General features: G+C 70.2%; 14 protein-coding genes. 10 read left to right on the top strand and 4 right to left on the bottom strand.

Annotation, left to right across the window (positions count from 1 at the left end; translation table 11 throughout):
- The first annotated feature begins 51 nt into the window (after positions 1-51).
- The 6 genes from LOK46_RS15960 to LOK46_RS15985 all read left to right on the top strand — a co-directional run bounded on the left by LOK46_RS15960 (position 52) and on the right by LOK46_RS15985 (position 4,598).
- The gene (locus tag LOK46_RS15960) at positions 52-237 is read left to right on the top strand and encodes a twin transmembrane helix small protein (RefSeq protein ID WP_012319908.1); all 186 of its coding nucleotides are present in this window, start codon (positions 52-54) and stop codon (positions 235-237) included.
- A 137-nt stretch (positions 238-374) separates the two neighbouring features.
- Positions 375-1,007 carry an acyloxyacyl hydrolase gene (locus LOK46_RS15965; protein WP_273558682.1) on the top strand — a complete coding sequence of 211 codons (633 nt, stop codon included), beginning with the start codon at positions 375-377 and terminating at the stop codon, positions 1,005-1,007.
- 13 nt (positions 1,008-1,020) lie between these two features.
- A complete protein-coding gene (locus tag LOK46_RS15970) occupies positions 1,021-1,593 on the top strand; it encodes a cob(I)yrinic acid a,c-diamide adenosyltransferase (protein ID WP_273558684.1) in 573 nt (190 codons plus the stop codon).
- 169 nt (positions 1,594-1,762) lie between these two features.
- Positions 1,763-2,512 carry an electron transfer flavoprotein subunit beta/FixA family protein gene (locus LOK46_RS15975; protein ID WP_273564604.1) on the top strand — a complete coding sequence of 250 codons (750 nt, stop codon included), beginning with the start codon at positions 1,763-1,765 and terminating at the stop codon, positions 2,510-2,512.
- Between the two features lie 67 nt (positions 2,513-2,579).
- Positions 2,580-3,533: an electron transfer flavoprotein subunit alpha/FixB family protein gene (locus LOK46_RS15980; RefSeq protein WP_273558686.1), complete on the top strand. Its 954-nt coding sequence runs from the start codon at positions 2,580-2,582 to the stop codon at positions 3,531-3,533.
- Positions 3,534-3,716: 183 nt separating this feature from the next.
- The gene (locus LOK46_RS15985; protein ID WP_273558688.1) at positions 3,717-4,598 is read left to right on the top strand and encodes a 3-hydroxybutyryl-CoA dehydrogenase; all 882 of its coding nucleotides are present in this window, start codon (positions 3,717-3,719) and stop codon (positions 4,596-4,598) included.
- Between the two features lie 58 nt (positions 4,599-4,656).
- Here the strand turns inward: LOK46_RS15985 and LOK46_RS15990 are convergent, their stop codons facing one another.
- The 4 genes from LOK46_RS15990 to LOK46_RS16005 form a co-directional block, all read right to left on the bottom strand.
- A complete protein-coding gene (locus LOK46_RS15990) occupies positions 4,657-4,959 on the bottom strand; it encodes a hypothetical protein (RefSeq protein ID WP_273558690.1) in 303 nt (100 codons plus the stop codon).
- 115 nt (positions 4,960-5,074) lie between these two features.
- Positions 5,075-6,088, bottom strand: coding sequence for an NAD(P)H-quinone oxidoreductase (locus LOK46_RS15995; protein ID WP_273558692.1), 1,014 nt, complete (start codon positions 6,086-6,088; stop codon positions 5,075-5,077).
- 125 nt (positions 6,089-6,213) lie between these two features.
- Positions 6,214-7,455 carry an ABC transporter substrate-binding protein gene (locus LOK46_RS16000; protein ID WP_273558694.1) on the bottom strand — a complete coding sequence of 414 codons (1,242 nt, stop codon included), beginning with the start codon at positions 7,453-7,455 and terminating at the stop codon, positions 6,214-6,216.
- Between the two features lie 119 nt (positions 7,456-7,574).
- Positions 7,575-8,201, bottom strand: a complete 627-nt coding sequence (locus LOK46_RS16005) for a DUF938 domain-containing protein (protein WP_273558695.1) — start codon at positions 8,199-8,201, stop codon at positions 7,575-7,577.
- A 246-nt stretch (positions 8,202-8,447) separates the two neighbouring features.
- On the opposite strand from LOK46_RS16005, the gene kaiC reads away from it, so the two are divergent.
- Genes kaiC through LOK46_RS16025 form a run of 4 tightly spaced genes read left to right on the top strand, consistent with a single transcriptional unit; the run spans position 8,448 to position 12,545 of the window.
- Positions 8,448-10,136, top strand: coding sequence for a circadian clock protein KaiC (kaiC, locus tag LOK46_RS16010; RefSeq protein ID WP_273558697.1), 1,689 nt, complete (start codon positions 8,448-8,450; stop codon positions 10,134-10,136).
- Positions 10,133-10,474 (top strand): circadian clock KaiB family protein, encoded by a 342-nt coding sequence (locus LOK46_RS16015; protein WP_273558699.1) that lies wholly within the window; start codon positions 10,133-10,135, stop codon positions 10,472-10,474. The genes kaiC and LOK46_RS16015 overlap by 4 nt, the downstream gene beginning before the upstream one ends.
- Complete coding sequence (locus LOK46_RS16020) at positions 10,471-10,788, top strand: circadian clock KaiB family protein (protein ID WP_273558701.1); 318 nt, start codon at positions 10,471-10,473, stop codon at positions 10,786-10,788. The genes LOK46_RS16015 and LOK46_RS16020 overlap by 4 nt, the downstream gene beginning before the upstream one ends.
- On the top strand, positions 10,788-12,545 hold the full coding sequence (locus LOK46_RS16025) for a PAS domain-containing sensor histidine kinase (RefSeq protein WP_273558702.1): 1,758 nt from the start codon (positions 10,788-10,790) through the stop codon (positions 12,543-12,545). Before LOK46_RS16020 ends, LOK46_RS16025 begins: the two co-directional genes overlap by 1 nt.
- Positions 12,546-12,548: the final 3 nt, after the last annotated feature.

A 12,548-nucleotide genomic window follows, 5' to 3' on the forward strand; every position in this document is an offset into this window, starting at 1 on the left:
CGACGCGCGGAGCCGGATCGCGGCTCCCGCCCCACCCGGATCCCCGACCGCATGTCGTCCAACACCCTCGTCCTGATCGCCTGCTTGGCCGTCGCCGCGGTCCTGGTCCTGGGCCTCGCCAACATGATGCGCGGCGGCAGCGTCAACCTCTCGCAGAAGCTGATGCGCCTGCGCGTGCTCCTGCAGTTCGTGGCGATCGTGATCATCATGGGCGTGGTCTGGTGGCGCTCGGCCTGAGGGCGGCCGAGGGTGTGACCGCGCCGCCGCACCAGAACACCTTTCGATACGGTGAAGGATGAATTGCCCGCCGCGCCCGGCGGGGCTCTGCTACGCTCGGTAGAAGCAAATCGCTGCGCCCGATCGGCCGAGCCCGCATGACTGCCCCTTCCCGCCTCTGTGTGTTCGGCATCCTGACCGCGGCGGCGATCCTGCCGGCCGCGGCCGCGGATCTCGCGCCACCGCCGCCGCCCGCCGCCTACGCGGCGCCCGTCCAGCCGCTCAGCATCGTGTCGGAGATCCGCATCGGCGGCGCGGTCCAGGATCCCGGGAGCGCCGAGGGCAAGCTCCCCGGGTTCAGCAAGGCGAACGTCAACGGCGAGATCCTGTTCGCCAAGCCGCGCATCAGCGACGACCCGTTCTGGCAGGCCTTCGTGCCCCGCCCGACCGTCGGCGGCAGCTACAACACCGGCGGCCGGACCAGCTACGCCTATCTCGGCGCGACCTGGACCCTCGAGGTCTTCCCGGAGACCTTCAACCGCCGCGTCTTCCTCGACGGGTTCTTCGGCGGCGTCGCCCATAACGGCTGGACCGGCCCGAAGGCCGAGACGCCCTACGGCTTCAACACCCTCGGCTGCTCGCCGATGTTCCGCGAGGCGGCCGCCCTGGGCTTCCGCCTGACGGAGCACTGGAGCATCATGGCGACGATCGAGCACATGTCGAATGCCGGGCTCTGCGCCAACAACCGCGGCCTGACCAATTACGGCGGCAAGATCGGCTACACGTTCTGAGGCGCACACCCTCTTGGTCAAGCTCAACCGCATCTACACGAGGACCGGCGACAAGGGGACGACCGCGCTGGCGGACGGGCAGCGGCGCTCGAAGGCGGACCTGCGGGTCGAGACCTACGGCACCGTCGACGAGACCAACGCCTGCATCGGCATGGCGCGCCTGCACACCAAGGGGCCCCTCGACGGGATGCTCGGGGCGATCCAGAACGACCTGTTCGACCTCGGCGCGGACCTGGCGACGCCGCCGACCCCGGAGCCCCTCCCCTACGAGCCGCTGCGCATCGTCGCGAGCCAGGTCGACCGGCTGGAGCGCGACATCGACGCCCTGAACGCCGCGATCCCGCCACTGAAGTCCTTCGTCCTGCCCGGCGGCTCGGCCGCGGCGGCGGCCCTTCACCTCGCAAGGACCGTGTGCCGGCGCGCCGAGCGGCTGGCGGTGAGCCTCGCGGCGCGGGAGGACGAGACGGTGTCGCCGGAGGCGCTGCGCTACCTCAACCGCCTGTCGGACTTCCTGTTCGTGGCGAGCCGGGCGGCGAACGCCGACGGGGCCGACGACGTGCTCTGGGTGCCGGGCGCCAATCGCTGAGCCGGCATCGCGGGTTTTCGCGGGGCCGCCACGGCGCCGCGTTGACAAGGCGGAAATGTGGCCGTTACGGTCCGGCGCCTTGTGTGCCCCGGCCACGCTGCGCCTTCGAGCGCCCGTGGGAGTGGCCTGCACGACGACAAGAATCCTCCGGGGAAGGATCGTGACCGCCATGAAGGTGCTGGTGCCCGTCAAGCGGGTGGTGGACTACAACGTCAAGATTCGCGTGAAGGCCGACGGCTCCGGCGTCGAGCTCGCCAACGTCAAGATGTCCATGAACCCCTTCGACGAGATCGCCGTCGAGGAGGCGATCCGCCTCAAGGAGAAGGGCAAGGTCACCGAGATCGTGGCCGTGTCGATCGGTCCGCAGCAGGCGCAGGAGACGCTGCGCACGGCCCTCGCCATGGGCGCCGACCGCGCGGTCCTGGTGAAGACCGACGTGAACTGCGAGCCGCTCGCCGTCGCGAAGCTCCTGAAGGCCATCGTCGAGAAGGAGAGCCCGGAGCTCGTCATCCTCGGCAAGCAGGCGATCGACGACGACTCGAACCAGACCGGGCAGATGCTCGCCGCCCTGCTCGGCTGGCCGCAGGGCACCTTCGCGTACAAGATCGAGCCCGGCGAGGGCAGCCTCGACGTCACCCGCGAGGTCGATGGCGGCCTGCAGACCGTGAGCCTCAAGCTGCCGGCGATCGTGACGACGGACCTGCGCCTCAACGAGCCGCGCTACGCGTCGCTGCCCAACATCATGAAGGCCAAGAAGAAGCCCCTGGAGGAGCTGGCACCCGACGCGCTGGGCGTCGACGTGACCCCGCGGCTCACGGTGCTGAAGACGGCCGAGCCGCCGGGCCGCTCGGCCGGCGTGAAGGTCGCCTCCGCGGCCGAGCTCGTCCAGAAGCTCAAGGTCGAAGCCGGCGTCATCTGATCCGCAGGCGGGGCTCCCAGTCGACGGTCGAGCCCCGCGCCACCATCCTCGAGGGCACCAGCAGACCATGACGACACTCCTCTTCGTCGAGCACGGCAACGGCCAGATCAAGGACGGCACGCTGAAGGCGCTCGCCGCCGCCAAGGAGATCGGCGCGCCGATCCACGCCCTGGTCCTGGGCACGGGCTCCAGGGCCGTGGCCGAGGCCGCGGGCAAATTCGACGGCGTCGAGAAGGTCCTGAACGCCGAGGACGGCGTCTACGACCACGACCTCGCCGAGCCCGTCTCCGCGCTGATCGCCGCCGTCGCCGAGCCCTACGACACGATCATCGCGTCGGCCTCGACCACGGGCAAGAACGTGCTGCCGCGCGTGGCCGCCCTGCTCGACGTCGCGCAGATCTCCGACATCATCAAGGTCGTCTCGCCCGACACGTTCGAGCGGCCGATCTACGCCGGCAACGCGATCCAGACCGTGCAGGCGCCGGCCGGCAAGAAGGTGATCACGGTGCGCACCGCGGCCTTCAAGGCCGCCGAAGAGGGTGGCGCCGCGGCGCCGGTGGAGGCCGTGTCGGCGTCCGCCCCCGCGCCGGGCGGCTCGACCTTCAAGGGCGAGGAGATCGCCAAGTCCGATCGGCCGGAGCTGGCCTCGGCGCGGATCATCGTGTCCGGTGGCCGCTCGCTCGGCTCGTCGGACAAGTTCCACGAGCTGATCGAGCCGCTGGCCGACTCGCTGGGCGCCGCCGTCGGCGCCTCGCGCGCCGCCGTGGACGCGGGCTACGCGCCGAACGACTGGCAGGTGGGGCAGACCGGCAAGGTCGTGGCGCCGGACCTCTACGTCGCGGTGGGCATCTCGGGCGCGATCCAGCACCTCGCCGGCATGAAGGATTCGAAGGTCATCGTCGCCATCAACAAGGATGAGGACGCGCCGATCTTCCAGGTGGCCGATTACGGACTCGTCGGTGACCTCTTCCAGGTCGTGCCCGAGCTGCAATCCGAGATCGGCAAAGCCAAGGGCCAGTAACGGCACCGGTTCTGGCAACCCGCGAGCATTGTCGCAGAACGCGGCTTCACGGGTTCCTTCCGGATCGAGGATTGGTCTAGAAGGCAGCAACGGCGAGACTTCGCGCGGTGCCGTCGCGTCCGTACCGTCCGGTGGGCGGCCCGGCCGTGCTACGGCATCCGCCTTGGGGGCACAGGTCGGCACATGCATATGGAGATCAAGCGGGTCGGCATCGTCGGCGCGGGCCAGATGGGCAGCGGCATCGCGCAGGTCTGCGCCACCGCCGGCTTCGAGGTCCTGCTGAACGACCGCGATTCCGCCCGGCTCGAGAACGGGCTGTCGGTGATCGAGGGCAGCCTCGCGCGCCTCGTCTCGAAGGGCACGCTCAGCGAGGGCGACAGCGGCGAGGCCCGTTCGCGCATCGTGCCCGCACGGGATTTCGCCGCCCTCCACCCGTGCGATCTGGTCATCGAGGCGGCGACCGAGAACGAGGCGACGAAGCGCGAGATCTTCACCACGCTGTGCGGGTCGCTGCGACCGGAGACCCTGGTGGCGACCAACACGTCGTCGATCTCGATCACCCGGCTCGCCGCCGCGACGGACCGGCCGGAGAAGTTCATCGGCATCCACTTCATGAACCCGGTGCCGGTGATGCAGCTCGTAGAGCTGATCCGCGGCATCGCCACCGAGGACACGACCTACGAGTCGGCCAAGGCGTTCATCGCGAAGCTCGGCAAGACGTCGACGATGTCGGAGGATTTCCCGGCCTTCATCGTCAACCGGATCCTGCTGCCGATGATCAACGAGGCGATCTACACGCTCTACGAGGGCGTCGGATCGGTCGAGTCGATCGACACCGCCATGAAGCTCGGCGCGAACCACCCGATGGGTCCGCTGCAGCTCGCAGACTTCATCGGCCTCGACACCTGCCTGTCCGTCATGCAGGTGCTCTACGAGGGCTTGGCCGATTCCAAGTACCGGCCCTGCCCGCTCCTCGTGAAGTACGTCGAGGCCGGCTGGCTCGGCCGGAAGGCCAAGCGCGGCTTCTACGATTACCGCGGTCCGACGCCGATCCCGACCCGCTGAGGCAGCGAGCTCCCGGAACGGCCCGCGGCCGTCCCGAGCGCGTCCTGTTCGTTCGCCCCTACTTCGGGGTGCCGTTCGCGCCCGGCTGGGCCGGCTGCGGGTAGGACGGGTTACCGCCCGGAACGGCGGTGCTGTTCGACGGCGACGACCCGCCGGACTGGCCGTTGACCGAGCCGGTCACCTCTTTGCGCGACGCGTCCTGGCTCTGGCTGGCATAGTCCTTCGGCGAGTTGGCGCCGTTCCACGTGAGCAGCCCCACGGTGGCGATCGCCAGCAGGACGAGGCTCGCGACCAGCACCCAGAGGACGGGCTTGCCGCGCTCGCCCTGACGGCTCTCGTTCGGGTTCAGTCTCTCGGCCATGTGCAAAACCTTCCTCGGCGGGACGCCACACGCCGAAACGGGCGCTGTGCGACACGATCTCGTTACCGGCGGCCAACGCGGGGCCGCCGAGGCAGGTTCCTGACGGGGACCGGCGCTAGCGCCCGGTCGTCAGCAGGATCTTGCCGAGATGGGCGCTCGATTCCATCAGCTCGTGCGCCTCCCGCGCCCGTTCCAGCGGGAACGTGGCGTGGGTGACGGACCGGATCCGCCCGGCCTCGAGTTCCGGCCAGATGTCCCGGCGCAGGCCTTCGGCGATCGCGGCCTTGTCGGCCTTCCCGCGCGGGCGCAGAGTCGAGCCGGTGAAGGTCAGGCGGTTGCGCATGATCGGCGTGATGTTCAGCCCGTCGACCTTGTAGCCGCCCATCAGGGCGATCATCACGAGCCGCCCATCCGGTGCCAGCGACTTGAGGTTCCGGGCGAGGTAGCTCGCGCCGATCATGTCGAGAATGACGTCGACGCCGCGACCGTCGGTGAGGCGCTTCACCTCCTCGGCGAAATCGGCCTGCTTGTAGTCGATCGCGGCGTCCGCCCCGAGGGCCTCGCAGAACCGGCACTTCTCGGCCGAGCCGGCCGTGGCGAAGACGCGGGCGCCGACGTGCTTGGCGATCTGGATCGCGGTGGCGCCGATGCCGCTCGAGCCGCCATGCACGAGGAAGCTCTCGCCGCGCGCGAGGCGGCCGCGCTGGACGACGTTGGAGTAGACCGTGAAGAAGGTCTCCGGCAGGCCGCCGGCGTCGACCAGCGAGACGGCCTTCGGGCGCGGCAGGCAGTGGGCCGCCTCGGCCACGGCGTACTCGGCGTAGCCGCCGCTGATCACGAGGGCGCAGACCTCGTCCCCGGCCGACAGACCCTCGACCCCGCTGCCGAGCGCGACCACGCGGCCGGCGACTTCGAGGCCCGGAATCTCGGTGGCGCCGGGCGGCGGCGGGTACACCCCGGACCGCTGCGCCACGTCGGGCCGGTTCACGCCGGCGGCCACCACCTCGATCAGGACCTGACCGGGCCCCGGGCTCGGCACCGGGGCGGTCTCCAGGCTGATCACCTCCGGACCCCCGGAGCCCGCGTAGCGTATCTGGCGCATGGTCCCGGGCAAGTCAGTGGTGGCCATCAGCGATTGTCCTCCGCGCGCACGTCGTCTCGGCCGCGCTCACGGTGTCGCGGTCCGGCTCTACTCGCGGCAACGGGCGCGCTTGGCAAGCCGCGCGCCCGCCCGTCAGCGGTCCGGAGCGCCGCCTAGCGGGCCGCCGCCTTCACGGCGGCCGGGAGCACGATCGCGCCCTGCGCGAGGCCCTTCGGCCAGACCGCGACCTGCTTGCCGTCCTGCCACTGCGCCATCAGGCCGGTGACGAAGCCGGTCCCGTACTTGATCGAGTGGGTGAACGGGTCGTCCTTGCCGTAGAACTGCGTGCGCCCGACGGTGCCGACCCAGTCGGTCTTCTCCAGGGCGTCGACGAGCTTGTCGGCCTCCGTGGTGCCGGCCCGCTTCACCGCGTCGGCCGTGTAGTAGACCTGATCGTAGGCCATGTACCCGGCGTAGGACGGGTCGCTGCCGAAGCGCTTCTTGAACGCGGCGCTGAAGGCGAGCGACTTGTCGGTGATCGCCGCGCCCGGCACCGCGATGCTCTGGAAGATCACGCCCTGCGTGGCACCGTTGGTGTTCGACCAGAAGGTCGAGGAGGTCGCCTGCGAGTTCATGCCCGTCATGGCGAGCGGCACCTTCTGGTTCTGCCACTGCACCGTCGGCTGGACGCCGACATGCGAGATGCCGGTGACGATCAGGTCGGGCTTGGCCGCCTCGATCTTGTTGTAGATCGGCGTGAAGTCGCCCGTGTCCGGCGAGAAGCGGATGTGGTCGACGACCTTCACGCCGATCTCGGGGAGGCACTTCTCGTAGCCGACGTCGAGCGGCCGGGTCCAGGCGGCGTCCTCGCTCATGATCGCGGCGGTCTTCACCTTCATCAGGTCGATCAGCATGTCCTTGGTGGAGTCGCAGATCGACTGGGCCAGGGCCGCCGAGGTCAGGTAGCCGTGGAAGGTGTACTTGTTGCGGGCGTAGTCCTTGTGGACCGCGAGGCTGATCTCGTTCGAGGCCGCGCCGGGCGTGATCATCGGCGTCTTGAGCCGGGCCGCCCAGGGCATGAGCGCCAGCACGACCTCCGAGATGTAGCTGGCGATGACGAGGTTGACCTTGTCCTCGGAGACCGCCCGCTGGAAGGCGCGGACCGCGTCGGAGGCGGAGGACTTGTCGTCGTAGGTGACGACCTGGATCTGGCGGCCGTCGACGCCGCCCTGGGCGTTGATCTCGTCGGCGGCGAGCTGGACGGCCTGCGGGATCGAGGCCCCGACCACGGACTGCGCCTCGGCGATCACCCCGATCCTGATCGGATCGGCGGCCCGCGCCTGCGTCGATCCCAACAATCCGGCCACTGCGAGCAGGGCCAGGGCCCGACTCGAGACGCTGCGTTCCATCGGCATGGGCTTCCTCCTGCGGCCCGTGCGGCTTTTGCCGCCGCATCGGGACCAGGGGTCGAGTGTGCAGCACGCGGCTGCTTGAATACAGTGTGCAGATACGCGAACGCGTGACAGACAGCCGCTCACCTGTCCGAACGTCTGAAGAGCACGCTCAGATTGTTGGCCGGCATGGCCACCCGCCGGACCAGGGTGAGCCCGTGCCGGGCCGCTTCCGCCGCGACGGCGTCGAGGTCCCGCACGCCCCAGGTCGGATCCCGGGCGCGCAGGGAGGCGTCGAAGGCGGCGTTGCTCGCCGCGAAAGGCCGGTCGGCCTCGCGGAACGGTCCGTACAGGAACAGGACGCCGCGCTCGCCCAGGACGCGGCCCGCTCCGGCCATCAGCCCCTCGGTGGCGGCCCAAGGCGCGATGTGGATCATGTTGATGCAGACGATCCCGTCGACCCGCGCGACAGGCCAAGCGGCGGCCGCGGCGTCGAGCGCGAGCGGGAGCCGGATGTTGGCGAGCCCCGCCCGGAGCGCGTGCGCGGCGATGCTGCGCCGCGCGGCGGGCTCCGGATCGCTCGGCAGCCAGTCCAGGCCCGGCAGGGCCGCGGCGACGTGGACCGCGTGCTCGCCGGAGCCGCTGGCGACCTCCAGGACGGTGCCGCTGGCGGGCAGGACCTCGCGGAGGACGGCCAGGATCGCGTCGCGATTGCGCGCGACGGCCGGCGCTGTCAGGGCGTCGTTCACGTCGACCTCCCAGCCGAGCATGGATGCTCCCATCGGTCTGCGCAGTCCGTCGACGGGATGGCGGCCGGACGCGTCACGCCCCCATATTGCGCGGGCGGACCCGTTGCCATACCGCATTCCAACGGTGTTCTGCCCGCACAACGCGCTGTTCGAGCCATCCTCCGCGTCTTCACGGTGCGGAACGAGCCGACCGGCCCGGCACCGGGGCGAGCGCCGCCGCGCTTCCGGACCCGCCCGGCATCCGAGACGTCCAGGATTTCGCCCATCGTGCCCGACCCGCAAGCCGCCCCGACACTGCCCAAGGTCGCGACGGGCATCACCGGTTTCGACGACCTGACGTACGGCGGACTGCCGGCCGGGCGGCCGACGCTCATCTGCGGCGCGGCGGGCTGCGGCAAGACGCTGTTCGCCACGACCTTCCTGGTCAACGGCGCGACGCTCTACGGCGAGCCCGGCGTGTTCATGAGCTTCGAGGAGCGGGCCGATGATCTGGCGGCGAACGTCGCGTCGCTCGGCTACGACCTCGACGGCCTCGTCGCCGCCGGCCATCTCGCGATCGACCACGTCCGCGTGGAGCGGAGCGAGATCGAGGAGACCGGCGAGTACGACCTCGAGGGCCTGTTCATCCGCCTCGGCTTCGCGGTGGATTCGATCGGCGCCAAGCGCGTCGTTCTCGACACGATCGAGACCCTGTTCGCGGGCTTCACCGATCCGACGCTGCTCCGCGCCGAGCTGCGCCGCCTGTTCGGCTGGATCAAGGATCGCGGTCTGACCGCGATCATCACGGGCGAGCGCGGCGACGGGCCACTCACCCGCCAGGGCCTGGAGGAGTACGTCTCCGACTGCGTCGTCCTGCTCGATAACCGCGTCGAGGCCCAGATAACGACGCGGCGGCTGCGCGTCGTGAAGTATCGCGGCTCCGCCCACGGCACCAACGAGTACCCGTTTTTGATCGATCACGCGGGAATCAGCGTCCTGCCCGTGACCTCGACGGATCTCGACTACGCCGTGCCCGACGGCATCCTCTCCACCGGAATCGCCGGGCTCGATGCCATGCTGGGGCCGCGGGGCTTCCATCGCGGCTCCGGGATTCTGATCTCCGGCGAGGCGGGGACCGGGAAGAGCATGCTCGCCGCCTCGATCCTCGACGCGGCCTGCCGGCGCGGCGAGCGCTGCATGGCCTTCGTGTTCGAGGAGAGCGGCGCCCAGATCATCCGCAACGCGCGCTCGATCGGGCTCGACCTCGCCGCGCACGTGGCGAGCGGCCGCCTCCGGTTCGAGGCGGCGCGGCCGAGCCTGTTCGGGCTGGAGACGCATCTCGCGCGGATGCACCGCGACCTCGACCAGTTCCGGCCGGACGTGGTGGTGCTCGACCCCATCTCCGCCCTGCGCGGGCCGTCGGGCGAGCTGCAGGCGACGCTCCTGCGCATGATCGACCTGATCAAGACCCGCGGCATCACGGCGATCTTCACCACCCTGCGCGGGGACGGCTCGCTGATCGAGGACGACGATCTCGGCGTGTCCTCGCTGATGGATGCCTGGATCAAGCTCCAGAACATGGAGGCGAACGGCGAGCGGACGCGGACCCTCTACGTCATCAAGGCGCGGGGCATGAGCCACTCCAACCAGATTCGCGAATTTCTGATGTCGTCGGGCGGGATCCAGTTGGTGGATGCCTATATTGGTCCTTCAGGTGTCGTAACCGGGACAGCGCGCTTGGTTCAGGAGGCGCAGGAGCGCGCCGCGGCGCAGCAGCAGCGGGACGCGACCGAGCGCCGGCTCCGGGACATGGCGCGCCGGCGCTCCGCCCTGGAGCGCCAGATCGAGGAGCTCAGGGCCGGTCTCGAGGCGGCCGTGGACGAGGAGGAGAGCCTGCGCGCCGAGGACGCAGCGCGCGGCGTCACGCTCGCGGCGGAGCAGCAGGCGTTGATCGCACGACGGAGTGCCGCGGAATGAGCGATACGACATCGGACGACCAGGCACCCGACACGGATCCCGACCGCGATTCCGGCCACTATCACCTGCGCCTCTACGTCGCCGGACAGACGGCCAAGTCCCTCGCCGCCCTGACCAACCTGAAGCGCTTCTGCGAGGAGCATCTGGCCGGCCACTACGACATTGAGGTCATCGACCTCATGAAGAACCCGCAGCTCGCCGCCGGCGATCAGATCCTCGCGATCCCGACCCTCGTGCGCCGGCTGCCGTCGCCGTTGAAGCGGATCATCGGCGATCTGTCGAACACCGAGAAGGTGCTGGTCGGCCTCGACATCCGTCCCAAGGCCGACCGGCCTTGATCGCGGCCGTACCCGCGCCGACGGACGCGGAGCGCGTCCGGTTGCGGCTGTTCGTGGCCGGGACCGCGCCGCGCTCGCTGCGCGCCGTCGAGATCCTGCGCCGCGTCTGCGAGACCCATATCGCGGGCCGCTACGACCTGGAGATCGTCGACATCTATCAGCAGCCCGACCTCGCCGAGCGCGACGGTATCCTCGCCGCTCCCACACTCCTGAAGCTGGCACCGGGCCCGGAACGGCGCCTCTCGGGCGATCTCCTCGACGAGGGCCGCGTGCTGCGCGGTCTCGAGATCGCGTCCGCCGCGGAGCCGCTCTGATGGGTGTGGACGCCTTGCTGCCCGGCGACGAGCCCGGGCTCGACGCCTACCGCGCCCATATCCGCGAACTCGAGGCGCGGCTCGAGGAGAGCGAGGAGACCCTCGCGGCCATCCGCCGGGGCGATTTCGACGCCGTCGTGGTTGAGGGGCCGAACCACGAGCGCCTCGTCTACACGCTCGAGAACGCGGACCTGCCCTACCGGGCGCTGATCGAGCAGATGCAGGAGGGCGCCTTCACGTTGGCGCTGGACGGGACGCTGCTCTACTGCAACCGGCGGCTGGCCGAGATGCTCGGCGAGCCGCAGGAGCGCCTGACCGGCCGCCCGCTCCAGGATTTCGTGCACGCGGATGTCGACCTCGAGCGCCTGATCCACCGGGCGATGGACGGCCCCGTCCGCGAGGAGATCGCGCTGCACGCGGCGGCGGGCTCCGAGAGCGCCACCTTCCTGTCGCTGAGCCGCTTCGCCTGCCAGGGCGATCAGCCGCTGCTCTGCGGGGTCCTGACGGACCTGACCGAGCAGAGGCGCAACATGCTGGCCCTCGCGGAGGCCCATGCCCGCCTCCAGTCGGAGAGCGCCGAGCGCGAGCGCGTCGAGGAGGCGCTGCGGCAGTCGCAGAAGCTCGAGGCGGTGGGTCAGCTGACCGGCGGCGTCGCCCACGACTTCAACAACCTCCTGACGGTGATCAAATCCTCCACCGATCTGCTCAAGCGGCCGGCGCTGCCGGAGGAGCGCCGCCGCCGCTACGTCGAGGCCATCTCCGACACGGTCGACCGCGCCGCCAAGCTGACCGGTCAGCTCCTGGCCTTCGCGCGCCGTCAGGCCCTCAAGCCCGAGGTGTTCGAGGTGGGCGCGTCGCTGCGTGCCGTGGCGGAGATGCTCGACTCGGTCACCGGCGCGCGCATCAGCGTGGTGGCCGAGATTCCCGACACGCCCTGCCACATCCGCGCCGATCTCAGCCAGTTCGAGACCGCGCTGATCAACATGGCGGTGAACGCCCGCGATGCGATGGGCGGTGAGGGCACCCTGACCCTGACGCTCTCGGGCGACCGGCCCATGCCGGCGATCCGCGGGCATGCGGGATCGCGCAGCACCTTCGCGGCGGTGTCGCTGTCCGACACCGGCATCGGGATCCCGCCCGACGTGCTGCCGCGCATCTTCGAGCCGTTCTTCACCACCAAGGACATCGGCAAGGGCACCGGGCTCGGGTTGTCCCAGGTCTTCGGCTTCGCCAAGCAGTCCGGGGGGGACGTCGACGTGTCCAGCACCCCCGGCCACGGGACGACCTTCACCCTCTACCTGCCGCAGGCGGAGGACGCACCGGACGTGTCCGCCGCCCCGCCGAGCGAGGAGAACGGGTTCGACGGTGCCAGCCTCTGCGTGCTCGTGGTCGAGGACAATATCGAGGTCGGCCGCTTCGCCACGCAGATCCTGGAGGATCTCGGCCACAAGACCGTCTGGGCGACCAACGCCGAGGAGGCGCTCGTCGAGATCGAGAGGATTCCCTTCCGCTTCGACGCCGTGTTCTCCGACGTGGTGATGCCCGGCATGGGCGGCATCGGGCTGGCCCGCGAGCTGCAGCGGCGCCTCCCCAACCTGCCGGTGGTCCTCACCTCCGGCTACAGCCACGTGCTGGCGCAGGAGGGCGTCCACGGCTTCGACCTGATCCAGAAGCCCTACTCGGTGGATCAGCTCTCGCAGACCCTCCGCAAGGTCGTCGGCAAGGGCCGTGCCGGAGTCAGGCGCGGCCGGCGCTGAGGC

Origin of the sequence: Methylobacterium sp. NMS14P, from assembly GCF_028583545.1 — a bacterium.
In the GTDB taxonomy this organism is placed as follows: domain Bacteria; phylum Pseudomonadota; class Alphaproteobacteria; order Rhizobiales; family Beijerinckiaceae; genus Methylobacterium.